The sequence below is a fragment of the Asanoa sp. WMMD1127 genome (genome assembly GCF_029626225.1).
Taxonomy (GTDB): Bacteria; Actinomycetota; Actinomycetes; order Mycobacteriales; family Micromonosporaceae; genus Asanoa.
The window spans coordinates 1,719,005-1,744,106 of record NZ_JARUBP010000001.1; the positions used below are offsets into that span (position 1 = coordinate 1,719,005).

At 71.4% G+C, this 25,102-nt stretch carries 29 protein-coding genes; 21 read left to right on the forward strand and 8 right to left on the reverse strand.

The window, feature by feature from the left end:
- The first annotated feature begins 10 nt into the window (after nucleotides 1-10).
- From O7635_RS08270 to O7635_RS08280, 3 genes are read left to right on the forward strand one after another with little or no spacing between them, the layout of a single operon-like run.
- Entirely contained in the window at nucleotides 11-388 is a 378-nt protein-coding gene (locus tag O7635_RS08270; RefSeq protein ID WP_278079829.1) for a YchJ family protein, read from the forward strand.
- A gap of 15 nt (nucleotides 389-403) precedes the next feature.
- Nucleotides 404-1,429, forward strand: a complete 1,026-nt coding sequence (locus tag O7635_RS08275) for an FAD-dependent monooxygenase (RefSeq protein WP_278079830.1) — start codon at nucleotides 404-406, stop codon at nucleotides 1,427-1,429.
- A 28-nt stretch (nucleotides 1,430-1,457) separates the two neighbouring features.
- On the forward strand, nucleotides 1,458-2,336 hold the full coding sequence (locus O7635_RS08280) for a LysR family transcriptional regulator (protein ID WP_278079831.1): 879 nt from the start codon (nucleotides 1,458-1,460) through the stop codon (nucleotides 2,334-2,336).
- Here O7635_RS08280 and O7635_RS08285 read toward each other — a convergent pair.
- On the reverse strand, nucleotides 2,333-3,052 hold the full coding sequence (locus O7635_RS08285) for an SDR family oxidoreductase (RefSeq protein WP_278079832.1): 720 nt from the start codon (nucleotides 3,050-3,052) through the stop codon (nucleotides 2,333-2,335). The two genes, O7635_RS08280 and O7635_RS08285, sit on opposite strands and share 4 nt — an antisense overlap.
- A gap of 91 nt (nucleotides 3,053-3,143) precedes the next feature.
- Here O7635_RS08285 and O7635_RS08290 point away from each other — a divergent pair, with 91 nt between their 5' ends.
- A complete protein-coding gene (locus tag O7635_RS08290) occupies nucleotides 3,144-4,025 on the forward strand; it encodes an aminoglycoside phosphotransferase family protein (protein WP_278079833.1) in 882 nt (293 codons plus the stop codon).
- Here O7635_RS08290 and O7635_RS08295 read toward each other — a convergent pair.
- On the reverse strand, nucleotides 4,016-6,685 hold the full coding sequence (locus O7635_RS08295; RefSeq protein ID WP_278079834.1) for a discoidin domain-containing protein: 2,670 nt from the start codon (nucleotides 6,683-6,685) through the stop codon (nucleotides 4,016-4,018). The two genes, O7635_RS08290 and O7635_RS08295, sit on opposite strands and share 10 nt — an antisense overlap.
- A gap of 259 nt (nucleotides 6,686-6,944) precedes the next feature.
- Between O7635_RS08295 and O7635_RS08300 the strand changes: the two genes are divergently transcribed.
- Both O7635_RS08300 and O7635_RS08305 read left to right on the forward strand, forming a co-directional pair.
- Complete coding sequence (locus tag O7635_RS08300) at nucleotides 6,945-7,598, forward strand: DUF305 domain-containing protein (protein ID WP_278079835.1); 654 nt, start codon at nucleotides 6,945-6,947, stop codon at nucleotides 7,596-7,598.
- A gap of 32 nt (nucleotides 7,599-7,630) precedes the next feature.
- Complete coding sequence (locus tag O7635_RS08305) at nucleotides 7,631-8,005, forward strand: hypothetical protein (RefSeq protein WP_278079836.1); 375 nt, start codon at nucleotides 7,631-7,633, stop codon at nucleotides 8,003-8,005.
- Between the two features lie 110 nt (nucleotides 8,006-8,115).
- Here the strand turns inward: O7635_RS08305 and O7635_RS08310 are convergent, their stop codons facing one another.
- On the reverse strand, nucleotides 8,116-9,255 hold the full coding sequence (locus O7635_RS08310) for an epoxide hydrolase family protein (protein WP_278079837.1): 1,140 nt from the start codon (nucleotides 9,253-9,255) through the stop codon (nucleotides 8,116-8,118).
- Nucleotides 9,256-9,388: 133 nt separating this feature from the next.
- Between O7635_RS08310 and O7635_RS08315 the strand changes: the two genes are divergently transcribed.
- Nucleotides 9,389-10,036, forward strand: a complete 648-nt coding sequence (locus O7635_RS08315) for a nucleoside monophosphate kinase (protein ID WP_278079838.1) — start codon at nucleotides 9,389-9,391, stop codon at nucleotides 10,034-10,036.
- 10 nt (nucleotides 10,037-10,046) lie between these two features.
- Nucleotides 10,047-11,543, forward strand: coding sequence for an aldehyde dehydrogenase family protein (locus O7635_RS08320; RefSeq protein ID WP_278079839.1), 1,497 nt, complete (start codon nucleotides 10,047-10,049; stop codon nucleotides 11,541-11,543).
- A gap of 72 nt (nucleotides 11,544-11,615) precedes the next feature.
- Here the strand turns inward: O7635_RS08320 and O7635_RS08325 are convergent, their stop codons facing one another.
- The 4 genes from O7635_RS08325 to O7635_RS08340 form a co-directional block, all read right to left on the reverse strand.
- Nucleotides 11,616-12,023: a GNAT family N-acetyltransferase gene (locus O7635_RS08325; RefSeq protein WP_278079840.1), complete on the reverse strand. Its 408-nt coding sequence runs from the start codon at nucleotides 12,021-12,023 to the stop codon at nucleotides 11,616-11,618.
- A gap of 2 nt (nucleotides 12,024-12,025) precedes the next feature.
- Entirely contained in the window at nucleotides 12,026-12,610 is a 585-nt protein-coding gene (locus O7635_RS08330; protein WP_278079841.1) for a hypothetical protein, read from the reverse strand.
- A gap of 217 nt (nucleotides 12,611-12,827) precedes the next feature.
- Entirely contained in the window at nucleotides 12,828-13,181 is a 354-nt protein-coding gene (locus O7635_RS08335; protein WP_278079842.1) for an MmcQ/YjbR family DNA-binding protein, read from the reverse strand.
- Between the two features lie 9 nt (nucleotides 13,182-13,190).
- Nucleotides 13,191-13,928, reverse strand: coding sequence for an A24 family peptidase (locus O7635_RS08340; RefSeq protein WP_278079843.1), 738 nt, complete (start codon nucleotides 13,926-13,928; stop codon nucleotides 13,191-13,193).
- A gap of 480 nt (nucleotides 13,929-14,408) precedes the next feature.
- Between O7635_RS08340 and O7635_RS08345 the strand changes: the two genes are divergently transcribed.
- The 12 genes from O7635_RS08345 (at nucleotide 14,409) to O7635_RS08400 (ending at nucleotide 23,661) form a co-directional block, all read left to right on the forward strand.
- On the forward strand, nucleotides 14,409-14,954 hold the full coding sequence (locus tag O7635_RS08345; RefSeq protein WP_278079844.1) for a hypothetical protein: 546 nt from the start codon (nucleotides 14,409-14,411) through the stop codon (nucleotides 14,952-14,954).
- The gene (locus tag O7635_RS08350) at nucleotides 14,948-15,874 is read left to right on the forward strand and encodes a hypothetical protein (RefSeq protein ID WP_278079845.1); all 927 of its coding nucleotides are present in this window, start codon (nucleotides 14,948-14,950) and stop codon (nucleotides 15,872-15,874) included. Before O7635_RS08345 ends, O7635_RS08350 begins: the two co-directional genes overlap by 7 nt.
- Nucleotides 15,875-15,900: 26 nt before the next feature.
- Complete coding sequence (locus tag O7635_RS08355; RefSeq protein ID WP_278085402.1) at nucleotides 15,901-16,518, forward strand: SAF domain-containing protein; 618 nt, start codon at nucleotides 15,901-15,903, stop codon at nucleotides 16,516-16,518.
- A 2-nt stretch (nucleotides 16,519-16,520) separates the two neighbouring features.
- The gene (locus O7635_RS08360) at nucleotides 16,521-17,318 is read left to right on the forward strand and encodes a ParA family protein (protein ID WP_278085403.1); all 798 of its coding nucleotides are present in this window, start codon (nucleotides 16,521-16,523) and stop codon (nucleotides 17,316-17,318) included.
- Nucleotides 17,308-18,861, forward strand: coding sequence for an ATPase, T2SS/T4P/T4SS family (locus O7635_RS08365; protein WP_278079846.1), 1,554 nt, complete (start codon nucleotides 17,308-17,310; stop codon nucleotides 18,859-18,861). The genes O7635_RS08360 and O7635_RS08365 overlap by 11 nt, the downstream gene beginning before the upstream one ends.
- Before the next feature lie 2 nt (nucleotides 18,862-18,863).
- A complete protein-coding gene (locus O7635_RS08370; RefSeq protein WP_278085404.1) occupies nucleotides 18,864-19,763 on the forward strand; it encodes a type II secretion system F family protein in 900 nt (299 codons plus the stop codon).
- Nucleotides 19,763-20,626: a type II secretion system F family protein gene (locus tag O7635_RS08375; RefSeq protein WP_278085405.1), complete on the forward strand. Its 864-nt coding sequence runs from the start codon at nucleotides 19,763-19,765 to the stop codon at nucleotides 20,624-20,626. Before O7635_RS08370 ends, O7635_RS08375 begins: the two co-directional genes overlap by 1 nt.
- Before the next feature lie 27 nt (nucleotides 20,627-20,653).
- Nucleotides 20,654-20,881, forward strand: coding sequence for a hypothetical protein (locus O7635_RS08380; RefSeq protein ID WP_278079847.1), 228 nt, complete (start codon nucleotides 20,654-20,656; stop codon nucleotides 20,879-20,881).
- A gap of 77 nt (nucleotides 20,882-20,958) precedes the next feature.
- On the forward strand, nucleotides 20,959-21,327 hold the full coding sequence (locus O7635_RS08385) for a TadE family protein (RefSeq protein ID WP_278079848.1): 369 nt from the start codon (nucleotides 20,959-20,961) through the stop codon (nucleotides 21,325-21,327).
- Between the two features lie 2 nt (nucleotides 21,328-21,329).
- Entirely contained in the window at nucleotides 21,330-21,776 is a 447-nt protein-coding gene (locus tag O7635_RS08390) for a TadE family protein (RefSeq protein ID WP_278079849.1), read from the forward strand.
- Nucleotides 21,773-22,231, forward strand: coding sequence for a hypothetical protein (locus O7635_RS08395; RefSeq protein ID WP_278079850.1), 459 nt, complete (start codon nucleotides 21,773-21,775; stop codon nucleotides 22,229-22,231). The genes O7635_RS08390 and O7635_RS08395 overlap by 4 nt, the downstream gene beginning before the upstream one ends.
- 8 nt (nucleotides 22,232-22,239) lie before the next feature.
- The gene (locus O7635_RS08400; RefSeq protein WP_278079851.1) at nucleotides 22,240-23,661 is read left to right on the forward strand and encodes a LysM peptidoglycan-binding domain-containing protein; all 1,422 of its coding nucleotides are present in this window, start codon (nucleotides 22,240-22,242) and stop codon (nucleotides 23,659-23,661) included.
- Nucleotides 23,662-24,091: 430 nt separating this feature from the next.
- Here O7635_RS08400 and O7635_RS08405 read toward each other — a convergent pair whose 3' ends face one another.
- The gene (locus O7635_RS08405) at nucleotides 24,092-24,553 is read right to left on the reverse strand and encodes a DUF1707 domain-containing protein (protein ID WP_278079852.1); all 462 of its coding nucleotides are present in this window, start codon (nucleotides 24,551-24,553) and stop codon (nucleotides 24,092-24,094) included.
- Between the two features lie 89 nt (nucleotides 24,554-24,642).
- Here O7635_RS08405 and O7635_RS08410 point away from each other — a divergent pair, with 89 nt between their 5' ends.
- On the forward strand, nucleotides 24,643-25,065 hold the full coding sequence (locus O7635_RS08410; RefSeq protein WP_278079853.1) for a hypothetical protein: 423 nt from the start codon (nucleotides 24,643-24,645) through the stop codon (nucleotides 25,063-25,065).
- Nucleotides 25,066-25,102 lie beyond the last annotated feature (37 nt).

Consider the following 25,102-nt stretch of genomic DNA (forward strand, 5'->3'; position numbering starts at 1 on the left):
CAATGGCGGCGTGCTGTGTCCGTGCGGGTCGGGGCTCTCCTACGCGTCGTGTTGCGGCCCGCTCCACGCCGGCGCCGACCGGGCGGAGACGGCCGAGCGGTTGATGCGGTCCCGCTACAGCGCCTTCGCGGTCGGGGACGCCGACTATCTGCTCCGCACCTGGCACAGCCGGACCCGGCCGGAGTCACTCGACCTGGACCCGGCCCAACGCTGGGTGCGGTTGGAGATCCTCGACACGGTCAAGGGCGGCGCGGCGGACCAGACCGGTGTCGTCGAGTTCCGCGCCGTCTTCCGGCACGCGGGTCGGACGGACGAGTTGCACGAACGCAGCCGCTTCGTACGCGAAGACGGCTCCTGGGTCTATGCAAGCTCGCTGCAACCGCGATAGCGCACACTGATCGGCATGACGGATCCACGGGTGTTGATCGTCGGAGGCGGCATCGCCGGGCTCGGTGCGGCGCACGCGTTGCGGGCCAAGGGGATCCGGGCCGACGTGTTCGAGCGCAACCCGCGGCCCGAGGCCGGTGGCACCGGCATCTATCTGCCGGCCAACGCGGTGCGGGCGCTGACCACGCTGGGCTTCGGTGCTGAGATCCGGGCCGCCGGACACGAGATCCGGCAGATCCGGATGCTCGACCACCGCGGCCGGCCACTGATCGAGTTGCCGATCGACGCGGTGTGGGGCGGCATCGCGCCGAGTGTCGCGGTGGAGCATGCCGAACTGCGGCGGATCCTGCGCGGCGGGATCGACGTGCTCACCAAGTCGTTCGTGTCTGACGACGCGGCGCCCTACGACCTGGTCGTCGGCGCCGACGGGATCCGGTCGGCGGTGCGCGAGTGGGTCTTCCCGGACGCCGCGGCCCCGCGGCCGGTCGGCGAGGTGGCGTGGCGGTTCGTCACCGACGGCTACCCCGTCGAGCATCTGTGGTGCACGTGGCAGGGGCACGGCCGCACGTTCCTGGCCGTCTCGCTCGGCGCCGGGCGGGTCTACTGCTACGCCGACCTCACCACCGCCGCGGCCGCTCCGTCCGCGGACTGGCGCACGCTCTTCGCCGAGTTCCCCGAGCCGGTCCAGGCGCTGCTGGCCGGGGCCACCGACGTGCACCACGGCACCATCGAGGAGGTCTTCCTCGACGAGGTGCACCGCGGCAAGACCGTGCTGATCGGGGACGCCGCGCACGCGTACTCGCCGAACATGGCGCAGGGCGCCGCCCTCGCCCTCGAGGACGCCCTTGTGCTCGCCGGGACGGTCGACGACCTCGACGGGTACGCCCGGCGGCGGGTTGCCCGGGCCCGCTGGGTCCGCGGCCAGACCCGCCGCCGCGACCGGGCCCGCCACCTGCCCCCGCTCCTGCGCGACACGGTTCTCCGCACGATCGGTCCGCGCCTGTTCAAGGCCGCCTTCCGCCCGCTGCTCGACCCGCCCTGACGGGGTAGCGTTGCGTCCGGGGACCGTGATGGATCTTGATCTGCGCCGGTTGCGCTACTTCGTCGCCGTGGCCGAGGAGCTGAGCTTCGGGCGCGCAGCCGAGCGCCTGCGCATCGCCCAACCGGCGCTGAGCCGGCAGATCCGGTCACTCGAGCAGGAACTGCGCATCGCGCTGTTCACGCGCTCGAGCCGCGGCACCGAGCTCACTCCGGCCGGCGCCCAACTGCTGGCCGACGCCCGGCCGCTGCTGGCGTCCGCCGGGGCGATGGAACGACGGGCGCGGCTGGCCGCCCGGGGTGACAACCGGTTCACGGTCGCCTTCATGCCCGGCATCCTCGTGACGCCGGTGGTGCGGGCGTTCACCGACGCCTTCCCCGCGGTGAGCGTCGAGGTGCTGCGCACGTCCTACTACGAGCAGGCGGCGGTGGTGCACGACGGCCGCGCCGACGTCAGCTTCGTGCGACTGCCCGTCCCGGCCAACGGTCTGACGATCGTGCCGCTGTTCGCGGAGCCGCGGGTGGTCGCCCTGCCGGCCGGGCACCGGCTGGCCGGCAAGGACCGCGTGCACGTCAGCGACCTCGTCGACGAACACCTGTTGCAGGATCCCGCCCTCGTGCCCGAGTGGCGCAACATCGCCACCGAGGAGCGCCAGGGCGCGCGGCCGCATCATTGGCGGTCCGGTCCCGGGTCCACAATGGAGGAGAAGCTGGAGCACGTCGCGGCCGAACAGGGAATCATCATCGTCCCCCGCTCGACCGCGGCGCTCTACACCCGGTCGGACGTTTCTTACAGCGCCCTCGACGGGGTGGCCGACAACCACGTCGCGCTCGCCCACAGCGACCAGCGGGAGTCGGCCGAGGTGCGCCGCTTCGCGGAGCTGGCCGCGCGGCTCATGCGGACCGCCTAGACGAGCAGCTGGCCGCCGTCCACAGCGAGCACGGTGCCGGTGGAGAACGGCTGGTCGATCAGGTACGCGTATGCCCGGGCGACTTCTGCGGTCTCCCCCACCCGGCCGATCAGGGAGGTCTCGCCGACCTGCCGGAAGTAGGCCTCCCGGTCGTCCTCCCCCATCCCCGCCCAGAGGGGTGACCTGGTCACGCCGGGCGCGACAGCGTTGACCCGCAGCGGGGCGAGCTCGACCGCCAGCGCCTTGGTCAAGGAGCTCACCGCACCACAGATCGCGGCCGCGACCGACCACCCGGCCGACGGCCGCTCGCCCGCGGAGCCGGTGGTCAGCGTGATCGAGCCGCCCGGCCGGATCCGCGGCGCCGCGTGCTTCACGGCCGCCAGCACGCTGAAGAACCGCAGCCCGAAGAAGTCGTGGGCCCGGTCGAGCGCCATGTCGTCGACCGGGAGCAGGCTCAGCGGCTCGCCGGCCGTGTAGACGAGGTGGTCGAAGGGGCCGATCGCCTCGAACAGGCGCTCGATCTCGCCCTCGTCCCGCAGGTCCGCGACGTGGCCGGTGGCTCCCGCGGGCAGCTTGGCCAGCGCCTTGTCGACGCTCGGCTGGCGGCTGGAAACGATCACGATCTCGGCGCCGCGCGTGGCCAGCAGGTCGGCGACGGCGAACCCGAGGCCCGACGTGCCACCCAGCACGACGATCCGTTGCTGCACATCAGTCATGCCACCAACCCTCCGCCCGAACTCAGACGCCCACCAATACCTGTTGCGTCGTGGTCCATGCCGGTCCGGCATGGCCGGCAGAATGGGCCGGATGAGCGCTCCCCTCGCCGAGATCGACATTGACGCCGACCTGGTGGCCCGCCTGCTCCGCGCCCAACATCCCGACCTCGCCGATCGGCCGTTGACGCTCGTCGCCAACGGCTGGGACAACGTGATCTTCCGGCTGGGTGACGACCTGTGCGTGCGGCTGCCCCGCCGGGAGGTGGCCGTCCAGCTGATCGTCAACGAGCAGCGCTGGCTGCCCGCGCTCGCCCCGCGGCTGGCGGTGAGCGTGCCGGCGCCGGTGCGGGTCGGCCAGCCGGGCGACGGCTACCCGTGGCCGTGGTCGATCTGCGCGTGGGTCGACGGCGAGATCGCGAGCCGGGTGCCGGTCGTCGAGCGCCGCGCCGTCGCCGGGTCGCTGGCCGAGTTCATGAACCGGCTGCACGTGCCCGCTCCGGCGGAAGCGCCGGTCAACGCGGTCCGCGGCGTGCCGCTGTCGCATCGCGACGGGCAGATCCAGGAGCGGCTGACCAGCGGGAAGCTGGCCCGCGAGGACGAGCTGCGGCGACTCTGGGACGAGCTCAAGGCGACGCCGGCGTGGGAAGGGCCCGAGCTGTGGCTGCACGGCGACCCGCACCCGGCCAACCTGGTGCTGCGCGGCAACCCGGCGACGCTGGCCGCCGTGCTGGACTTCGGCGACCTGACCGCCGGCGACCCCGCAACCGACCTGGCCGCCGCGTGGCTGGTCTTCGACCCGCCCGGCCGGGCCGTCTTCCAGGCCGGTGTCGAGGCCGACCCGGCCACCTGGCGCCGGGCCCGGGCCTGGGCGCTGGCGATCGGCACCGCGATAGCCGTGTTCGCCGACATCCACCCCGGTTTGGCGGATGCCGGCGAACACGCGATCACTCAGGTGTTAGCGGATCACGGGTAGTTGTTCAGGTACTGGATCTCGGCGCCACGCCGGGCCGTACCGCCGGTGTTGTTGATGATGCGGTTGATCGTGCCCTGCCCGCCGAGCGAGACGGTCACCATGTTCTGGAACCGCACGCCTGGCTTGGTCGGCACCTCGAACGAGCGCTCCGCGACCACGGACTCGTCCAATGTGAACACACAGTACGAGCCGAGGCCGATCGCGTAGTGCTCGTTGACCGCGTCGTTGACCTTGTATGCCGCATAGCCTCTGGTCGACCCGTTCATCCAGGCCGCCTGGTTGGGCATCTCGTAGGGGAACTCGTTCTGATAGAAGTACGTGCGGCCGCGCTCGCCGTTCCAGATGGTCTGGTACTTCTGGAAGTGCTCGACGAACAGGCCGTACATGGTGACGTCGTCGCCGTTGACGGTCAGGCCCGTGTCGGCCGTGTTGACCGACCAGCCGACCCCGTCGCCGTGGTCGGCCCGCCACAACCACATGTGGTCACCGATGACGTCGTCGCTGTTGACCGTCAGGCTGTTGGTCGCCCGACCGACACCGGGGCCGCCGATCCGGAAGAACACGTCGTGCAGCGAGACCGGGTTGGCGGCGTGGTCCGCGCTGGAGCCGGCCGGGCCGACCTCCATCAGCACCGGCGAGTTGGTCGCGCCGGCCTCGAACATGATGCCGCCGACCTTGACGCCGTCGACGTCCGCGATCCGCATGCCGACCGAGCCGTTGTCGGCCTGGATGGTGGCCAGGCCCAGACCCAGGATCACCGTGTTGGCCCGGTTGACCTGGATCGGCTGGTTGACGTGGTGCACGCCCGGGGTGAAGAGCAGGTTCTTGCCCTGCGCCAGCGCCAGGTTGATGGTCGCGACCGGGGTGCCCGGACGCACGATGAAGAACGTCGACAGCGACAAGGAGGAGCCCGCCGGCGTCTTGTTGAACCACGTTGTGCCGCTCGAGTTGGTGCGCAGCGCGGGCACGAACACCCGGTACTCGCCCGAGCCGTCGACGTAGAGGAACGGCTTCTCGCGTACGACCGGGGTGTTGGCGATGACCGTGTGCGAGGGGTTCGGGAAGTGGTTGGGCGGCGCACCGGCCACGCCCTGGAACACCATGTTCCAGACGGAGCCGCTCCAGGAGCCGAACTCGCTGTTACGCGAGTACCACTGCTGCTGCGAGCCGGAGACGACCATGCCGTCGATCTTGGTGTCGGCCATGAAGCCGCCGCTCGACCAGCCGTCGCCGCCGTTCCAGAGCTGGATCTGATTGCCGCCGCCACGCAGATGCATCCGGCGGTACGGGGCCGCCTGCGAGACCGCCCACCGCTCGACGCTCACGCCGGCCGGCAGGGTGACGCTCAGGTTTTCCGCCGCGCGCCAGAAGTTCTGGGTGGCGTTGCCGCCGAACCAGAACGCCTCGGCGCGCACGTGCCCGTTGAGGTTGACGTCGTCGGGCGACATGCCGAGGCCGGCGACCTGGGTGAAGAAGCCGAGGTTGACGTCGGCGGTGTAGTTGCCCGGCTTGAACAGCACGGCGTAGCGCTGCGGGCCGAACTGGTTGGTCTCCTGCTGGGTGAAGATGGTGTTGAGCCGGCTCTGGATGGTCGAGGTCGGCGTCGACGGGTCGAACACGAACGTGTTGGCGCCCAGGTTCGGGTTGCGCGGGTCGGTCGGCTCGACCGGTTCGCCGGTGGGCGGCGGGTCGGTCGGCGGATCCGTCGGGTTGGTGCCCGTGCCGGTGAAGATGCGGATCTCCCACAGTGAGTAGCCGTAGGCCGTGCCCCGGGCGGTGCCGTAGACGCGCAGGTAGCGCGCGCTGGCGTTGGCGTTGATGGTCTGCGTGCCGCCGGTGCCGGTCGTGGTGCTGTAGATGTTGGTCCAGGTCGAGTCGTTGGTGCTGGTCTGGATCTGGAAGGCCCGACCGTACGCGGCCTCCCACTGCAGCACCACCTGGCAGATGTTCTGGACGCTGCCGAGGTCGATCCGGATCCACTGTGGATCAGAAGCGGCCGACGACCAGCGGGTGCCGGCGTTGCCGTCGACGGCCGCGCTGGCCGGGAAGCCGGCGCCCTGAGTCGACGACGCGGTGGCCGGCTTGCCCTGGGCGGCGTTGGTCGTGCCGCAGGTGCCGGGGTTGGTGCCGCCGAACGTGCCGTGGACCTGGAACTCCCACAGGCTGTAGCCGTAGGCCGTCGCCCGGGCCGTGCCGTTCATCCGGACGTAGCGGCCGCTGCCGGTCACCGGCAGCACCTGCGTGCCGCCCGCGCCGGTCGTGGTCGAGTAGATGTTGGTCCAGGTGTTGCCGTCGGCGGAGGTCTGGAGCTGGAACGACCGGGCGTACGCGGCCTCCCAGTTGAGCGTCACCTGGGTGATGGTCGCCGTGGCGCCAAGGTCGATGCGGATCCACTGTGGATCGGCGAAGGCCGAGGCCCAGCGGGTGCCGGCGTTGCCGTCGACGGCCGCGGTGGCGGGGGTGCCGGCGTTCTCGACGGACGAGGCGGTGACCGGCTTGCCCTGTGAGATGACCGGGTCGGCGGCGTGGGCCGCGGTCGAGACGGTCAGGGCGGCGGCCACCAGGGCGGCGGCGGCCAGGCCGGCGATCGCGGCGTGGCGCCGGACGCGGGTGCGGTGTTTGGTCTCCGGGACTTCCGGGGGTGGTGCGTCGGTTCTCATGTGCCTGCCTAACGGTGATAGGCGGCGCGCGCGGTGTGCACGCCGGGACGGGGGCGTGGCGCTCGGAGAGCGCTCTCCGAGCGGCTCTGAGTCTGGACCGCGGTTCGGTTCTCGTCAATATCCTGGGGAGCGCTTTCCGGGGATTGACACGCATCGCAGTCTCGCACAAACTGGCCTCCAGCGAGAGCGCTCTCTCGCAGAATTTCATCGATGGCCCAAGATTTCTCAACGACGACCGTCCCCGTCGAGGAGTCGACCGATGACCCGTCGCCGCGCCGTGCTCGCGTACGTGTCGCTCGCCCTGCTGGGCGGGTGCACGGCGGCTGATCGCGATGCCGGCGGCGGGGCGGGCAGCCCAGGTGCGGGCGGGAGCTCGGGCCCATCCGCCCCTGGCTCTGGCTCTGGCTCGGACCCCGGCCCGGGCTCGTCGGGTTCGGCGGGGCCGAACACCACCGACATCGCGTGGTTGCAGCTGTTGATCGCGATGAACGAGCGGCTGTTGCCGGTGCTGGACCTGGTGCCGAGCCGCAGCGGCGACCCAGCCGTGCAGCTCTACGCGTCGGTGGCCCGCCGTTCGCGCCAGACCGAGCTCGACTCGCTGCGCAAGCTGGCGGCGGGGTTGACGCTCCCGGAGAACGAGCACCTCAAGCACGACATGCCCGGCATGCCGACCGAGGCCCAGCGCGCCGCGCTGACCAAGCTCACGGGAAAGGAGTTCGACCGCGGCTTCGCCGCCGCGATGATCGCGCACCTCGACCAGGCCTCCCGACTCTGCGCCGGCGAGCGAAATGCCGGCGCCGACCCGGCGTTCCGCTCACTCGCTGAGACGATCGCGCGCGGAGTCGGAGAGGAGCGAGCCCGGGCGTCCGCACTGGACGCCCGGGCCGCTTCGCCCACCGCGAACACGCCTTGACGTCAGGCCAGCTTGACGGAATGTTTCTGTTCATGACGCCTGACCTGCTGGAACAGGAACACACCTTGGCGACGGCCGCGGCCCGCTATGACCAGTTGCGGACGTGGGAGGCGCTGGGCGAGCCGGCGCTGGGTCGGGCAGAGGTGTTGGAACTGCTGGCGCTGAGCGAGGTGCTGACCCGCAAGGTGGCCTATGGGCGACAGCTCAGCGTCCGCGCGGCTCGCGCCGCAGGGGCGTCGTGGTCCCAGATCGGGGCGGCGCTGGGCACCAGCAAACAGGCGGCCTGGGAAGCCCACGCCAAGTGGATCGACGACCAGGCCGACCAGCACCGCGCGACCGGCGTCGCCGGTCTGGCCGACCCGGAGATCACCCACCTACGCGACCTGGCCGGCGACGCGGACACCTAGGGTGCTGCGCGACCTGGGCCCTAACCACCGCGGACCCGGGAACACCGGTTCTTGAACGTGCCACGACGGAGCCCGCCGCGGTGAGGCGGCGGGCTTCCGGGATGGGGGTTTTAGCGGACCGTGCGGAAGAAGGTGCGGACGTCGTCGACGAAGAGGTCCGGGGCTTCGAGGGCCGCGAAGTGGCCGCCGCGGTCGTACTCGGTCCAGTGGGTGATCGTGTTGGTCTGTTCCGCGTAGCGGCGGATCGCGACGTCTTCCGCGAACACGGCGACGCCGGTCGGCACGCCGCTCGGGGTCGGCCAGTTGCCGCTGTGCATGCTCTCGTAGTAGAGGTTGGCCGACGTGCCGGCGGTGTTGGTCAGCCAATAGAGCATGACGTTGGTCAAGATGCGGTCGCGGTCGACGACGTCCTCGGGGATCTTGCCGCCGTGCGTCCATTCCTGGAACTTCTCGACGATCCAGGCGAGCTGGCCGACGGGTGAGTCGGCGAGGGCGTACGACAGGGTCTGTGGGCGGGTCGCCTGGATCTGGAAGTAGCCGTTCATGTCCTGCATGTAGTTGGCGAGGCGGCCGAGTCGGACCCGTTCCGCGTCGGTCATCGTGGCCTGCTCCTCCTCCGGCACCTCGCCGAACGGGATGAAGCCCAGCGTGGCCGCGTTGACGTGGATGCCGACCACGTGCTCGGCGTCGACCCGGCCGAGGTCCGGCGCGATGAAGGCGCCGTAGTCGCCGCCCTGTGCGCCGTAGCGCTCGTAGCCGAGGCGGCTCATCAGCTCGGCGAACGCGCCGGCGATGCGGCGGCTGTCCCAGCCCGGCTCGGTGACCCGGCCGGAGAGGCCGAAGCCGGGGATGGACGGGATGACGACGTGGAACGCGTCGGCCGGGTCGCCGCCGTGCGAGCGGGGGTCGGTCAGCGGGCCGACCAGCTCGAGGAACTCCATGATCGAACCGGGCCAGCCGTGGCTGAGGATCAGCGGCAGCGCGTTGGGCTCGGGCGAGCGGGCGTGCAGGAAATGCACCTGCTGACCGTCGATCTCGGTGGTGAACTGCGGCACCTCGTTGATCGCGCGCTCGGCCGCGCGCCAGTCGTAGCCGTCGGCCCAGTAGGCCGCCAGGTCGCGCAGGTAGTCGACGGGCACGCCGCGCGACCACTCGGCGCCCGGCAGGGCGAACGGCCAGCGCGTGTTGGCGAGGCGGGCGCGCAGGTCGTCGAGGTCGGCCTGGGGGACGTCGAGGCGGTACGGGTTCATCGTGAAACCTCCATCGGAGCGTTGCGTTCCGTTCCGGTCTGCCTCGACTCTAGCAGAACGGAATGGTCCATTCCAAGAGTTGGATCCGACCAATCTGTTGGCACGGTTCGCGCCCGAGTGGGAACGTTTTCGCATGCGGAAGTACGTGATCATGGGTGTGCAGGGCAGCGGCAAGGGCACGCAGAGCAACTTCATGCGGCGCGACCTGGACCTGACCCACATCAGCGTGGGCGACATCCTCCGGTGGCACGTCCAGCAGCACACCAAGATCGGTGCACAGGTACGCCGCACGATGACCGCCGGCGAGCTCGTCGGCGACGACCTGGTCGAGTCGATCGTGCGGGACCGGCTCCAGCAGCACGACTGGAACTACGGCTTCCTGATCGACGGCTTTCCGCGAAACGTACGCCAGGCCGAGTTCTTCCTGGAGAGCTACGACATCGACGGCGTGATCCACCTCGACCTGCCCGACGAAGAGGTGCAGAAGCGGGTGCTCAGCCGCCGGCTCTGCGCCAACTGCGGCATGGACTACAACTTGATCTCCGACCGCCCCGAGGTCGAGGGCAAGTGCGACGTCTGCGGCGGCGACCTGGTGCCGCGCGACGACGACACACCCGAGGCGTTGGCCTCCCGCTTGCGCGACTACTACACCAAGACGGAGCCGGTGCTGGAGCTGTTCCGGCGCAAGGAGTACGTGCTCACCGTCGACGCGCGGCCCGACCCGGTGACGGTCCAGGACGCGATCCGCGCCGGTCTCGGGCTGCCGCCCCACCGTCCGTAGGGTGGGTGGCATGACTGTCTACCGCTCGGTCAACCCGGCTCGGCTCGACGACGTGGTGGCCGAGGTGCCGCTGACCGACGCGGCCGGCTTCGTCGACGCGTGCCGCACCGCGCGGGCCGCCCAGCCGGGCTGGGCCGCCGTGCCGGCGCCGGTGCGCGGTCAGGTGATCGGCAACCTGGGCCGGCTGGTCCGCGCCAACTTGGAGACGTTGGCGCAGCTCGTCACCCGCGAGATCGGCAAGCCGATCGTCGAGGCCCGGGGCGAGGTGCAGGAGATCATCGACACCTGCGACTTCTTCCTGGGCGAAGGGCGGCGGCTGTACGGGCAGACCGTGCCGAGCGAGATGCCCGACAAGCAGCTGTTCACGTTCCGGGTGCCGGTCGGGGTGGCCGCGATCATCACCGCGGGCAACTTCCCGGTGGCGGTGCCGTCGTGGTACCTGGTGCCTGCCCTGCTCTGCGGCAACGCCGTCGTCTGGAAGCCCGCGGAGTACGCGTCCGCGAGCGCGGCCGCGCTGGCGGAGCTCGTGCGGCGGTCGGGGGTGCCCGACGGAGTGTTCGCGGTGGTCGACGCGGACGGGTCGGCGACGTTCGAGGGCTTGTCGTCGGCGCTCTCCGCGGGGCTGGTGGACAAGGTGGGTTTCACGGGGTCGTCGGCGGTCGGGGCGCAGATCGGTGAGTTGACCGGTCGGCATCTGCAGACGCCATGCCTCGAGCTGGGTGGCAAGAACCCGATGGTGGTCACGCCGTCCGCCGACCTGTCGCTGGCCGTCGAGGGGGCGCTGTTCGGCGGCTTCGGCACGGCGGGGCAGCGCTGCACGTCGCTGGGCACGGCGATCGTGCACGAGTCGGTGTATTCGTCCTTCGTGGACTCGCTCGGGAAGGCGTTGGCCGATGCGGTGATCGGTGATCCGACCGGTTCTGATGTCCTTTATGGACCGTTGTTGGCCGAGCGGTTCGCGACCCGGTATGAGGAGTATCTGTCCTGGATCGGCCCGCATCATCGGGTGGTGCCGGGGCCGCGCGGTCGGATCACTGCCGACAACCCCAGGCCCGGCTTCGTGGGTGATCCTTCTCTGGGGCTGTTCTACCACCCGGTGGTGGTGGCCGATCTGCGGCCGGACGACTCGCTGTTCCTGACGGAGACCTTCGGTCCGATCGTGGGCGTGATGCCTTACGGGGAGCTGGACGAGGCGATCGCGTTGGCCAACGCGCCGGGGTACGGGTTGTCGTCGTCGATCTACACCAACGATCCGCGGGAGGCGTTCGCCTTCCGCGCCGGTGTGTCGGCGGGCATGGTCAGCGTGAACAACTCGACGTCGGGGGCTGAGGCTCATCTGCCGTTCGGCGGGAACGGGCGGTCGGGGAACGGGTCGCGGCAGTCGGGCGTGTGGGTACTCGACCAGTTCACCCGCTGGCAGTCGATGAACTGGGACTATTCGGGGCGGCTGCAGAAGGCCCAGATGGACACCCAGACCGTCACCCCGGACCTGGACTTCCGCCTGTAGCTGGCCCGCGGCGATGCCGGAGGGCGGTCGCCCTCCGCGTCCGCGTTGCGAAGCCAGCCGGTGGCGCCGCTCTCAGGGCGGCGACAGGGCGATGAGGCCGGCGTCGGTCGGCGTGAAGCCGCAGGCGTCGAGGTAGAAGGCGCTCAGGTGCGGCTCGAAGTCGACGTGCAGCCAGGCCGCGCCGGCGGAGCGGGCTTGTTCGGTGGCAACGCGGAGCAGGCCGGTGCCGACGCCTTGCCGGCGGGCGCGGTCGGCGACCACGGTATCGAGGACGAACGCGTGCGTGCCGCCGTCCCAGGCCACGTTGACGAAGCCGACCAGCGCCGCGTCGCTGTCGCGGGCGCAGACCCAGCCGAGGCTGTGCCGCTGTAGCCGGTCCCACCAGTCATCCGTTGTGGTCGCGGGACCGAAGCCTTCGACGTGCAGCGCGGCTACTTCGGCGTTGACGAACCGCCCGCGCCATTCGTAGGTGAGCGCCACCCTCAGTCCGGCGCCGCGGCGACGTGCAGGGATCCGGGTGCGGGGCGGCCGTCCAACGCCGTGGGGTCGACGCTCCAGCGGCCGGCCAGCCGGGCCACGTCGTCCTCGCCGACCAGCAGGTCGTCGCCGTCGGGGGCGGTCTCGGGGATGCCCAGCGACCGTTCGGCGTCGTCCGGGTCGCCGCGCCACTCGGTGACCTTGCCGATCTCGCCGACGAAGTCGAACGCGCGGACGAGCACGCCGTCGACGGCGCGTACCCAGCGGTGCTGCTCACCCACCCGGTGCGTGGCGAAGAACTGCACCTCGGTAGCCAGCGCCACGGACAGCGCGACCGCCTCGACCGTGCTCGGGATCGTGAAGAGCCGCCGTCCGGCGACCAAAATCCAGGCGTTGTCGCGCGCCCCCGGCAACGGCGGCGGCACCACCAGGCGGTCGTCGGTCAGGTGCGCGAGATCGACACCCTCCCGCCACGGCGCCGGCCCAAGATCCCGCAGGCCGAGCGCGTCGACGATCGCTCCAGGGTCACCGCCGCGAATCGCCAACCACGCCTGCTTGCGGCCGAACCCGACCATCGTCTCCGCTGTCACCCGTGCGACGTTAGCTCGCTCACCGCCCAGTTCCGCAGACCCGCACGCACCACCTCCCGATCGCGTCCAGCTTCGCGCGCATCAGACCGGGCACGATCGAGGCCCGGCGTCGCCGCGGCGGACGCGACCCTGGCGAACGGCCCGGCGCAGCCGCCGCCACGCGCGAGATGGCCTGATGTGGGCCGCCGGCGGCGCGGCGCGCGGGCGAGCCGGCTATTCACTGCGACGTCGTTGCCTCCAGGTATTCGCGGGCTACGAATTTCGGGACGCACATGCGCCAGGAGTCGAGGACCAGCTCGTGCATCTCGGGTACGTCGATCGCCGATAGTCGGACGCGGACCCAGTTGTAGCGTTCGTCGGACTTGATGGGCATGAGGAACTTGTCGGGCTCGGCCTCGACCAGGGCGGCGCGTTCCTCCTTGGGATAGCCGAAGCCCATCAGCGTCTCGTCGCGCGAGAACGAGAGAAACACGATCTGGCCCACGCGGAACTTGACCTGGTCGCGGACCAGCACCTCATAAGCCCGCGGCAGGGTGGCGGCGAGCCTCCGGACGTCATCGATGGTGACCACATCGACACGCTACGACTGGGGTCCGACAAGAATCAGCGCCAGCACCGTGCCGGTCACCAGGAACGGGCCGAAGGGCAGGTGACTCGACCAGCGCACCCGGCCCGCCGCCAGCAACCCGATGCTGACCAGCGCCGACGCCAGCAGGCCGGCCAGCAACCCGAGCAACACGGCGCCCCAGCCGAACCAGCCGAGCAGGGCCGCGCAGCTCAGCGCCAGCTTCGCATCGCCCAAGCCGAAACCACGGCGGCCGAGCACGAACGTGGTCGCCGCGAAGAACGCCGCCACCAGCACGCCGGCCGCAGTGGGCCGCCACCACGGTCCGCCCGCGACAAACGCCGCCGCGCCCGACAACAGCACCACCCCGCCGGCAGCAGGCAACGTCAACCGATCAGGCAACCGATGCACAGCAAGATCCACCAACACGAGGGGTACGGCGAACGCCGCCCACCACGCATAAGCGGCGACAACCTGCGCCGGCACGGCGAACAGGCCCACCAGAACCGCACCCAGCGCGAGTCCCTCCACAGTGAACGGCGGCGGCCCCACCCGTACCCCACATCCACACCGCGCTCCCGGCAGCGCCGCCCGACCACCCACCGAAAAGGCGGCCCCGCACGCCGCACAGGCCCGCCGCCACGCCGCACCCGACACCACCGAATGACGAAGTGCCAACCACCGCAGCACCGGCGTCACCGACACGGCTGGTAGCCACGACGGTGCGGTCCGTACGCCCACCGGCGCCGTCATGCCAACCACCCCAGCAATACGGAGAGTGACGCCATGATCGCAACAAACGATCTTCCACAAGACTCGCCGGGTCCACACAGGACGCCAGCGACGGCACCCGCGACTCCGATACCAGAATCGGACACAAACCGACGGTCTCGCGCATATCGCGGCCTGAATCGCACAGCCTGTCCGTCGGTTGATAAGAACGGCGGGATGCGTACACCCGAGTCTTGCAACCAGTCGGAAAACATCGCCACCGTTGATCCTTTCAGGCTGGTCAGGACCACCGCCGTGACCCTACGTGTTATTTCTGATCGCCTCTGTTGCATCGGCGATCGTCAGCCTATGCTCGGCCCTCGGGTGTTGCACTACCCGCCATAAAGACACCTGGCCCACGCTTGTCATATCAATAGAAAGCGCGGTCGGATCACCGTCCGACCCTTAGTCAAACGCGCCCAGTTTCGCCCACGGTCCCAGGCGACGCAGGGAGGATGCACCGTGCCCGCACCACGATCGGCGAGCGCCGTTGTCGCCGTCGCGCTTGTGGCGGCCCTGGCCGCCTGCGGTTCCGAACCGCCAGCGACGGCCACTTTCGACAACGCGCCCGCACGCGCGGCCGAACCCGATCAGGCCGCCGCGACCAAGTCCGCACTCGACGCGTACGCCGGTTATCTCGCGGCCGCCCGAAAGGCCGAGGCAATTCCCGATCCCAACTATCCGGAGCTGAAGAAATACCTCGGCGACCCGTTGTTGACGCGGGTCCGCACGACTATTCGCGACATTAAGGAGCACGGTGCGATGCGTACCGGCAAACTCATTTCCGACCCACGCGTGACCGCCGTGAGCTTGGATTCCGTGCCGGCCACCGTCTCGATCCAGGACTGCATCGACGCCACCGGTTATGCGATGGTCGACGCGAAAACGAAGAAGCCGGTGCCGGGCCACGCGGCCGGCAGATACGTCGCCACGGCGACCGCGAGTCGCTATCCCGACGGCCGCTGGCTGATCGACTCCGGCATCGCGCACCGGGACCAGCCGTGCTGACCGGGCGCCGCGTGACCCGCTTCGGCGTGCTCACCGCCAGCCTCGCGCTCGTGTTCACCGCCAGCTTCACCACGCTCGCCGCAGCCGACGACGGTGGTGCGGAATGCCCGCCCAACCAGACCACCTGCGAGGGCTGGGGCGAGGGCGGCGGCGGCACCGGCGACGGCGGCGGCAACGGGGACGGCAACGGAAACGGTGGCGGTGGCGGCAACGGCGGTGGCGGCCCCTGCGTCCGCGACGGCGAGGAAGTGCCCTGCTACGACGACCTGCTCGGTTGGTTCAACCCCTCCGACGGCTGCTACTACCGGGTCACCGAGCCGCAGCCGGCCGGCGTGCCGGAGGGCCAGACCTCCTACACCCGCAGCTGCGGCGCGGGCGGACTGGCCGGCGGCGAGCCGGTGCTGCTCGACGACCCGCCGCCCGGCTTCGCGGCCCCGCCCGACCCGGCCGAGCTCGCCGAACGCGCACTGGCCAGCCTCGACCTCCTGCCCCCGGCGATCGGCATCGCGCCGGACCCGGCGATCGGCCCCGGCCTGGTAGGGCTGCCGATCTGGCTCTGGGTGCCGGCCGACGACAACCCGGGCGACGACGCCAGCACCTGGGGCCCCCTGACCGCCAGCGAGTCCGAGCGCGGCGTCACGGTCAACCTGACCGCGGTGGTCGGCCGGATCGTCTGGGACATGGCCGACGGCAACACCGTGACCTGCACCAACCCGGGCACGGCGTACGCGCGCCAAGGTGGCGAGTCGCCGACCTGTGGCTACGAGGGTTATCGCGCGGCCGGGACCTACAACGTGGTGGCGACGACCACCTGGTCCGTCACCTGGGACGCCGGCGGCGAGAGCGGCACGATCGAGGGCGTCACCCGGTCGAGCGACGCGGACATCCAGATCGACGAGCTTCAGGTGGTGACCAAGTGACCGCGACGCCGACCCGCAACGCCGCGATGCCCGTGCCCGCTCCGGTCGCGCCGCCCAAGGTGATCCGGCAGCGCCGGATGCGTCCCGGGCTGCTCGGGCTCGCCGTGCTGCTGATCGCGCTCGGCGGCCTCGGCGCCGCGTTCGCGATCACCTCGGTCAAGGCGACCGGCTCCTACCTCGCCGTGGCCCGCCAGGTGCCGCAGGGCACCGCGCTGACCGCCGACGACCTGGTGACCGTGCAGGTGGCTGGGGGCGCCGGGCTGGCGCCCGTGCCGGCCAGCCAACAGGCCCAGGTCGTCGGCAAGCGCGCCGCGGTGCCGCTGGTCCCCGGCTCCCTGTTGACCATGGCGCAGCTGACCGACAAACCGCTGCTGAGCCAGGGGCAGCAGCAGGTCGCGCTCGGCCTGCGGGCCAACCAGGTGCCCGCCCGCCGCCTACTACCGGGCGACCGGGTCATCCTGGTCGGCACACCGGAGAAGGGCGAGGCGCCGGCGGTCACCCGCTACGACGCCACCGTCATCGACATGGCCCTCGACCGCACCAACGCGACGGTCTACCTGGCGCTCAAGGCATCCGACGTGGCCGCCGTGGTGCTGCTCGCGGACGCGGACCGGATCGCCGTCGTCCTCACCCCCGGTGCGTGACCGTGGCGATCATCGCGCTGGTCTCGGGGAAAGGCGCGCCCGGCGTCACCACCGCCGCCCTGGCCTGCACGCTGACCTGGCACCGCCGGCTCGTGCTGGCCGAGTGTGACCCGGCCGGGGGCTCGATCCTGGCCGGCTACCTCGGCGGCGCGCTGGAGGGCCGGCGCGGGCTCGGTGAGGTGGCCGTCGCCGAGCTGCGGGACGGCAACCTGGAGGCCCACTTCTGGTCGCAGCTCGTCGACCTCGACGCGCCGAAACGCGAGCGGCTGCTGCTGCCCGGTGTCGTCGACGCCGCCCAGGCGGGCAGCGTCACCCCGCTCTGGCAACGGTTCGCGGACTTCTTCGTGTCGCTCGAGCGCGGCCAGCCGCCCTTCGACGTGTTGGTCGACTGTGGACGGATCGAGGTGGCCAACCCACCCTGGCCGCTGCTGCGCGCCGCTGCCGTCGTGCTCGTCGTGACCGGCGCCCGGCTCGCCGACCTGTCGGCCGCCCGCGGCGCGATCAAGGCGATCGAACGCGACTTCGCCGACCACCGGGTGCCGGCCGGCAACCTGCGCCTGCTCACCGTCGGCGACGGTCATCCGAAGTCCGAGATCAGCAAGGCGTTGCGGCAACCGGTGATCGGTCACCTGCCGGACGACCCGCGCACGGCCGAAGTGCTGACCCACGGCGGCACCGTACGCGCCAACCGGCCTCTGATGCGCGCCGCTGGTGCGCTGGAGGTGCCGGTGCACAGCCTGCTCGACCGCCGGAGGGCCAGGTTGAGCTGGCCGACCGCGGAGGTGGGCCATGCGGTTTGAGCCCGTCGCCTATGACCCCCGCGGCCTCGACGGCGCCACCTCAACGGTTCCCCCGATCCTGCCGAACGGCCGGCACCACCAGCCGGAGCCGCCCCCGATCAACCAGCCGGTCCAGCCGCACGCGCCGGCCCAGCAACTGCCGCAGCACCGCCGCCGCCTCGACTTCGCGCTGGTCCGGGAGCTGCGGCGGGAGCTCACCGAGCGGCTGACCCTCTGGCAACGCGGTCGCGACTACACGGCCGGTGAGGAGGACATCGAGCGCACCCGGCTGGCGGCCGAGGTCGTCGCCGCGTACGCCGACGCGGTCCGCCGGGCCGGCACGCCCCTGCACGCCGCCGACGAGCGCGCCCTGCTCGACCAGGTCACCGCCGAGCTGGTCGGCCTCGGCCGGCTGCAGTCGCTGCTGATCGACGAGTCGATCGAAGAGGTGCACATCCTCGGCTGCGACCAGGTCCGGATCACCCGGCACGGCGGCGGCGTCGACTGGGGCGACCCGATCGCCGACAGCGACGACGAGATGGTGGAGATCCTCCAGGCCGCGGCGCGCCGGGCCGGCTCGACCGAACGCTCCCTGTCGACGTCGAAGCCGACGCTCGACCTGCAGCTACCCGACGGGAGCCGGCTGGCGGCGGTGTTCCTGGTGAGCCACCGGCCGTACGCGGTGATCCGAAGGCACAACACGCTCGACGTGACGCTCGACGAGCTGGCCGGCGCCCGCGCCGACCTCGACGAGATGATCGATCCGCTGGTCCGCGACTTTCTCCGCGCGGCGATGCGGGCCGGGCTCAACATCATGGTCGCCGGGTTGGCCGGTGCCGGTAAGACGACGGTCATCCGCGCGCTGATGAACGAGATCCCGGCCGACGAGCCCTACGTGCTGCTGGAGGAGAGCCGCGAGCTCCTGCCCGCCCGCCGGCAGCTCAAGCACCGCGCGGTGATGAGCTTCGAGTCGCGCGAAGGCCATGGTGAGCGCGGCTTCGACGGTCGCCCGGCGGGTGAGGTCACGATCGCCGACCTGATCCCGGTCTCGCTGCGGATGGGCGTGCTGCGGATCATCGTCGGCGAGGTCCGGTCGCGGGAGATCGTGCCGATGCTGCAGGCGATGACCACCAGCCGCGGGTCGATGTGCACCATCCACGCGCGTACGCCCGGCGGGGTGAGCGAACGCATCATCGAGCTCGCGCTCTCCCACGGCCGGGAGATGACGGTCGACCAGGCCCGGCGGATGGCCGGCAATGCGCTCGACCTGATCGTCTATGTGACCGTCGAGGACGAGACCGCGATCGGCGGCCGCAAGCACCGGTTCATCTCGCACATCGAAGAGGTCATCGGGGTCAGCGAGCACAACCGGATCTCGACCACGACGGTCTTCGGCCCCGGCCCCGACGGCCGCGCGATCCCCCGGCACCTCCCGGAGCGGGTCCGCGACCAGCTGCTCCGGATCGGTTACGACGCCCGGATGCTCACCCGCTACATCGAGGCGGGCGCCGGCGCCTGGCGCCGCCCGCGACACACCCAGCTGCAGCAACGGAGGGCGCTGTGAGACTGCCCGCCGACGTCGAGTTGATCGCGCTGCTCGCCGGCGCCGCCTGTGTGGCCGGCGCGATCCTGGCCGTGGTCGCGATCGTCGGCACCACCCGACCGGCCCGCCCCGCCTCCGGCCCGTCTGCCCTCCGTCGACTGTGGACCGGCACCAGCGACCACCCGCGCGACCGCCGGCGGCACCAGACGCTGCTCGTCTGCGCGATCGGGGCCGGGGCGCTCGCCTTCCTCGTCACCGGCCTGCCCGTGGTCGGCCTGCTGGTCGCGATCGCCGTGCCGGGCACGCCGTGGCTGTTCACGGTCGGGCGCGCCGAACAGCGGGCGGTCGCCCGGATCGAGGCCATCGGCGAGTGGACCCGTCGCCTCAAGGACGTCTCGGGCACCGGGCAGGGCCTGCAACAGGCCATCGTCGGCACGGTCGCGACGGTGCCGGAGCAGATCCAGGAGGAGGTACGGCTGCTCGCCGCGCGACTGCAGGCCGGCTGGCAGGCGCGCACGGCGTTGCTGGCGTTCGCCGACGAGATCGCCGATCCGGTCGCCGACCAGGTGGTAGCGGCGCTGATCCTACATCTCAGCGACCGTGGCGAGCGGCTCGGCGACGTGCTGGGCTCGATCGCGTCGGCCGCCGCGGCCGAGGTCAACACCCGCCGAGAGGTGGAGGCCAAGCGCACGCAACCCCGGTTCGCGGTGCGCTTCCTGACCGGCATGGTGCTGCTGGTGCTGGGCTATGGGTTGATCAACCCCGACTACATGGCGCCGTACGGGACACCGGTCGGCCAGATCGTCATGGTCGTGCTCGGCGCCATCTTCGTCGGTCTGCTCGCCTGGGTCCGCACGATGAGCCTGCCGCCCAAGGCCGCCCGCTTCCTCGCCGCCCCCAAGCTCGAGGAGGCGGTCCGGTGATCGTCAACGTGCCGTTCGTGTCCGGCGTCCTCGGCGGGGCGCTGATCGGCGCCGGCGTGTTCGTCATCGTCCGGGAGTCGCTGCCCGCCGCGCCCGCGCTGGCGCCGGCCCTGCGCCGGCTCCACCAGTCGGGACCGCCGGTCTCGTCGCACGCCCGGCGCAACCTCGACTGGCTCGGCGGGCTGTCCCGCTGGCTGCGCCCCCCGACCCGCGACCTGGCCCTCCTGGGCCGCACACCCGAGCAGTACGCGCTGTCCCTGCTCGTCGCGGCCGGCGCCGGGCTGCTCGCGCCCGTCCTGCTGACCTTGACCTGCCAGGTCCTCGGCATCGGCGTGCCGTTCTTCGTCCCGGTGATCGGCAGCCTCGGCCTGGCCGCCGTCGCCGCGTTCGTGGCCCACCGCGACGTGCTCAGCAAGGCCGACCGGGCACGGCGGGAGTTCAGCCGGGCCGTGTGCACCTACCTCGACCTGGTGGCGCTGCAGCTCACCGCCGCGCACGGCCCCGTGCAGGCGCTCGAGAACGCGGCGGCGGTCTGCGACGGATGGGTGTTCGAGCGGATCCGCTCCGCGCTGCGGATGGCCCAGCTGCAGATGCACTCACCGTGGGAGGAACTGCGCGAGCTGTCCGAGGAGATCGGCGTGCCCGAGCTGGGCGACGTCGGCGCCATCATGCAGTCCTCCGGCACCGAGGGCGCACAGGTCCACGAGACCTTGCGCAACCGGGCCGACTCGTTGCGCGACCAGATCCGCACCGACAACCTCAGCCGCGCCGAGGCGGTCACCGGCCGTCTCGACATACCCGGAGCGATGCTCGTGTTCGTGCTCATGGGCTTCGTTCTCTACCCCTTCCTGACCCGGGTCTGACCGGGCGTCGCGAAAGGAACAACCCCCATGGCGCACCTTGCCTACCTCTACACCGTCGCGCTGCGGCGACTACGTGACATGTCCAGCGGCGGCGAAGGGGACCGGGGCGACAACCCGGTGCCGACCGCGATCATCATCGTCGGCCTGGCCCTGATGGCCGGCCTCGTCGTGGCCTGGGCCATGACGACGGCGCAGGGCTTCATGGACCAGTCCGGCAACATCGCGCCCATGCCGGGCGGCGGCGGCGACAACTGACCATGATTCGACTACCGATCCCGGGTACGGACGCGGCTTCCGCGCGCCGGCGCCCGGCCGTACACCGGGATCGGCTGTTGTCCGACCGTGGCGCCTCGCCGGTCGAGCTCGCGATCGTCGCGCCGCTGATCATCCTGCTGCTGTTCGTGGCCATCCAGATCGCGTCGATCTTCATCGCCCGCTCCGCGGCGCTGTCGGCGGCGCAGGAGGCGGTCAGCGCGCAGCGCGCCTACCAGGCACCACCCGGCGTCGGAATCTCCAAGGCACAGGCGTTCCTGGCCAACACGAGCGAGTGGCTGGGCGCGGCCTCGGTGGTGCCGGCGCCGGCGCCGGCCGACGAGGTGGCGTTCACGGTCACCGGCCAGGCCCTGTCGGTGATCCCGGGCGTCAGCTTCCCCGTGTCGCAAACCGCGCACGGCACCATCGAACGATTCACAGTGGACTGACGATGATCCAGTCGCGGGACCGCGGGTCGGCGTCCGTCGAGGTGGCCATCCTGCTGCCGGCGTTCATCATGCTGATGGTGGTGGCGACGTTCGTCGGGCGGGTCACCATCGCCCAGAACGCGGTCGACCTGGCCGCCCACGACGCGGCCCGGGCGGCGTCGATCGAGCGCGAGGGCGGTCTCGCTGCCGCCGCCGCGACCGCCGCCGCCAACGACACGCTCGACGAGCTCGACGTGCTCTGCGCGACGCGGACCATCACCCCTGACGTGGCGGCCGCGTTCAGCAACGACGACTTCGGCCCGCAGGAGGGACCGCCGCCGGTGGTCACCGTGACCGTCGACTGCACCCTCGACTTCACCGGCTTCCCGTACCTCGACTTCACGACGACGACCGTGTCCGCGCGCTACACCTCGCCATTGGACTGGTATCGCGGCCGGAGCCTCGGATGAACCGGCTGCGGCACGACGACCGCGGTCGGGTCAGCGTGTTCATCGCGGTCGCGCTGATCGGCGTGCTGGTGGTGATCGGGCTGACCTTCGACGGGATCGGCCGGATTCGCGCGTACCAGCGGGCCGCCAACATCGCCGCCGAGGCCGCCCGGGCCGGTGGTCAGGCGATCGACGTCGCCGACGCGATCGCCGGCGCACCGGCCGCGGTGGACGAGGCGGCCGCGACCGCCGCCGCGCTGGCGTTCATCGACAACCTGGACGACCCGACCGTCGTCGACCGCGCGGTGTCACTGGGCGAGGACGACGACGGCAACGAGAGCACCCAGTTCCTCACGGTCACGGTCACGATCTCGTACGACGCGGTGATGCTCGATTTCTTCGGGTTCGCCGACACGTATCCCGTGCAGGCCGAGGCCACGGTCGAACTGGTCACCACCACCGATGCCATTCCCTAGGGGGTTCCGTGAGCGTTTCCGCGCCCCGACGCGTGGGGCAGATCGTCACCGGCCTCGGCGCGCTGGTCGTGCTGGTCGGTCTGGTCGGCGGCGCGCCGGTCGCGCTGCTCGCCTTCGCGGGCAATCCGTTGCCTGATCACGTGCCCACGCTCGCCGAGATCGGCACGGCCCTGACGAGCCGCGACGACGGACGCCTGTTCGTACGCGCGCTCGCCGTCGTCGGCTGGCTCGGCTGGGCGACGTTCGCCGTGTCCGTGCTGGTCGAGCTGCCGTTCCGGATCGTCCGCCGGCCGACGCCCCGACTACCCGGGCTCCGCCGCCAGCAGCGGATGGCGGCGGCGCTGATCGGATCCGCGCTGGTGCTGATCGGCAGCCCGACCACGGCCGCGATCGCGGCGCCGAGCTACGCGCCGGTGCTGCACGTGCCGGCGTCCGCCAACGCGGCCCAGGCGCATGCGGTGGGGCAGTCACCGCTGACGCATCCAGGCGCGGCTCGCTCCGCACTTGCCGGTTCGACCGTCGCCCACTCGCCGCTGATCGCAACCGCGACAACGCACTCCACGCCGTCCGGACCCGCCACCGCGCAGTCGCCGCCGCCCGGGTCGACGGCCGTCGGCGTTCCGGCACCCGCCCGGGCGGCCGTTGGCCAGTCGCCGCTGGCCGGGTCGGCGGCCGTGGGCGTTCCGGCACAAGCCCGGGCGGCCGCTGCCCAGTCGCCGCTGGACGTGACGCCGTGGGCGTCCATGCCGGACCGGCCCAGCCACGCGCAGACGCCGACGGCCGGGGGTGCGGCGCCGAGCACCGGCGTCGCGCGGCTGCTGCCAGCCGCCGCCCAGCGACAGGACGGGGGCAACGAGGAGCCGCGCTATCAGGTCGAGCGGGGCGACTACCTGGGTGCGATCGCGGACCGGTACGTCGGCGACTTCACCGACTATCCGGAACTGGCCCGGCTCAACAAGATCGACGATCCCGACCGCATCTATCCGGGCCAGCTGTTGCGGCTGCCGGACGAGGCGCGGGACCGCGGCTACCGGCCGCACGCGAGCGGAATGGTGATCCAGCCCGGCATCGACGACGGCCACGACCCGAGCAAGCCGCCGCCGGCCCAGCCGGAACGGCCGGCGCAGCCACCGACGCAGCCGGCGCCGATCCAGCCGAGCCCGCCCACGGTGACGGTGCCGCCGGTGCTGCCGGCGCCCGGGCCACCCAACGTGGTGCCGCTGCCACCGGCATCACCCGACGAGAACATGGCGGCCGGACCGCCCGCCCAGGGCGAATCCACCTTGCAGATCAACCGTCCGCTAGCCGTCTCAGCCGTGATCGCCGCCGCCGCGATCGTGGGCGCGCAGGTCGGCACCGTGTTCGGACTACGTCGTCGGCCGGCCGGGACCCCGGTCGACGGCGGCCGCCACCGCGCCGAGCACGACTGACCTGCCTGGGCCGCGGGTTCCCGCCGTTGTTCGGGCGGCGGCGGGAACCCGCGGTCTGTCCAGGGCCGAGACCCGGCCAGCTTGGCGGGTAAGCCAGGCCTCGGAGGCCGCCCAGGCCGGATTAACCTGCAGGCCAAGCCCTGGCCCAGACCCGGCCAGGTTCACCCGCAAGCCAAGCCCGGGCAAGCCTGGCCTCGGAGGCCGCCCAGGCCGGATTGACCCGCAGGCCAAGCCCTGGCCCAGACACGGCCAGGTTCACCCGCAAGCCAAGCCCGGGCCCAGACCCCGGCCAGGTTCACCCGCAGGCCAAGCCCTCGACGCCGACCCAGGCCGGCCGGGTTCACCGGTTGGCAGGCCCTGAATGCAACGTGGGCCGAGACGAGCCCCGGACGCCAGTAGGTGGCGGTTGGGTCCCGCAGCAGGACAGGCTTTAGAACACGCCGCGACCCAGTGCGGGCGGGAGACCGCCCTCGTTGCGCAGTTGGCGGGCCTGGCGCAGCGGCTTTGTGTGGTGGTAGACGCCGAAGCCCCAGCCGATGATCGGCCACAGTGGCCATGGATACCAGGCGCCCGTGGCCACTCCGACCGCCAGCCAGATGAAAATCATCAGGCCGCTGCCGGCGAGGTAGGCCGCCAGATGTTTGCGGGCCGATGCCTGCTGGGCGACCACCTTTTCGGCCCGGCGGCGGGACCTTTCCCAGCTGCGCACCCACTCCGGCGGAATCTCGGCGGCGACCCGGTCGAGATCCGCCCGGGTGACCGCGCCGTAGGCCGCCGCTACGCGTCCGTCGAACTCTTCGGCCGTGAGGTAGCCGGCGCCGGTGGCATCCGCCAGCATCCGCGCGGCCGTCTCGCGCTCGGCGTGCGACACACGCTCATGAGGTTTCGTCATCTCTGGGCCCCCCTCTTCCCACCTTCCATCTTCAAGGCTAGTCTTGTCACCGTCAAGATATCTAGCCAGCGTCAAGATTAGGTGTCATCATGGCCCTCACCGCACAATCTCTGGGCATCGCCGGCGCACTCCTGTTGACGATCGTGACCATCGAGACCGGCGGTTACTACCTGACGCGGGTGGCTCGCGGTGCGGTCGCGCTCACCGATTTCCAGAAGTCCTTCGCCCGCGCCGGGCACGCCCACGCCGGCGTCTTCGTGATCCTCAGCCTCGTCGCCCTGCCGTACGCGGACGCGGCCGGCGCACACGGCTTCTGGGGCTGGTTGGCCCGCACCGCCATCCCGATCGCGGCGATCCTCATGCCCGCGGGCTTCTTCTTCTCTTCGATGGGCGCCGGCCGCACCAAGCCCAACGCCCTGATCGTCCTGCTCTGGGCCGGCGCGCTCTTCCTCGCCACGGGCGTGCTGACGCTCGGCATCCTCGTCCTCCAAGCCGCGGCCTCAACGGGCTGAGCGCACAAGAACGGCCCCCGGTCCACACTGGACCGGG

Bases quoted from the DNA above. Each gene is read 5' to 3' on its own strand.
- O7635_RS08280 (WP_278079831.1), top strand. From the start codon at position 1,458: ATGGATCTTGATCTGCGCCGGTTGCGCTACTTCGTCGCCGTGGCCGAG.
- O7635_RS08295 (WP_278079834.1), bottom strand. From the start codon at position 6,685: ATGAGAACCGACGCACCACCCCCGGAAGTCCCGGAGACCAAACACCGC.
- O7635_RS08310 (WP_278079837.1), bottom strand. From the start codon at position 9,255: ATGAACCCGTACCGCCTCGACGTCCCCCAGGCCGACCTCGACGACCTG.
- O7635_RS08320 (WP_278079839.1), top strand. From the start codon at position 10,047: ATGACTGTCTACCGCTCGGTCAACCCGGCTCGGCTCGACGACGTGGTG.
- O7635_RS08315 (WP_278079838.1), top strand. From the start codon at position 9,389: ATGCGGAAGTACGTGATCATGGGTGTGCAGGGCAGCGGCAAGGGCACG.
- O7635_RS08275 (WP_278079830.1), top strand. From the start codon at position 404: ATGACGGATCCACGGGTGTTGATCGTCGGAGGCGGCATCGCCGGGCTC.
- O7635_RS08355 (WP_278085402.1), top strand. From the start codon at position 15,901: ATGCCCGTGCCCGCTCCGGTCGCGCCGCCCAAGGTGATCCGGCAGCGC.
- O7635_RS08300 (WP_278079835.1), top strand. From the start codon at position 6,945: ATGACCCGTCGCCGCGCCGTGCTCGCGTACGTGTCGCTCGCCCTGCTG.
- O7635_RS08285 (WP_278079832.1), bottom strand. From the start codon at position 3,052: ATGACTGATGTGCAGCAACGGATCGTCGTGCTGGGTGGCACGTCGGGC.
- O7635_RS08395 (WP_278079850.1), top strand. From the start codon at position 21,773: ATGAACCGGCTGCGGCACGACGACCGCGGTCGGGTCAGCGTGTTCATC.
- O7635_RS08290 (WP_278079833.1), top strand. From the start codon at position 3,144: ATGAGCGCTCCCCTCGCCGAGATCGACATTGACGCCGACCTGGTGGCC.
- O7635_RS08340 (WP_278079843.1), bottom strand. From the start codon at position 13,928: ATGACGGCGCCGGTGGGCGTACGGACCGCACCGTCGTGGCTACCAGCC.
- O7635_RS08405 (WP_278079852.1), bottom strand. From the start codon at position 24,553: ATGACGAAACCTCATGAGCGTGTGTCGCACGCCGAGCGCGAGACGGCC.
- O7635_RS08365 (WP_278079846.1), top strand. From the start codon at position 17,308: ATGCGGTTTGAGCCCGTCGCCTATGACCCCCGCGGCCTCGACGGCGCC.
- O7635_RS08305 (WP_278079836.1), top strand. From the start codon at position 7,631: ATGACGCCTGACCTGCTGGAACAGGAACACACCTTGGCGACGGCCGCG.
- O7635_RS08390 (WP_278079849.1), top strand. From the start codon at position 21,330: ATGATCCAGTCGCGGGACCGCGGGTCGGCGTCCGTCGAGGTGGCCATC.
- O7635_RS08410 (WP_278079853.1), top strand. From the start codon at position 24,643: ATGGCCCTCACCGCACAATCTCTGGGCATCGCCGGCGCACTCCTGTTG.
- O7635_RS08380 (WP_278079847.1), top strand. From the start codon at position 20,654: ATGGCGCACCTTGCCTACCTCTACACCGTCGCGCTGCGGCGACTACGT.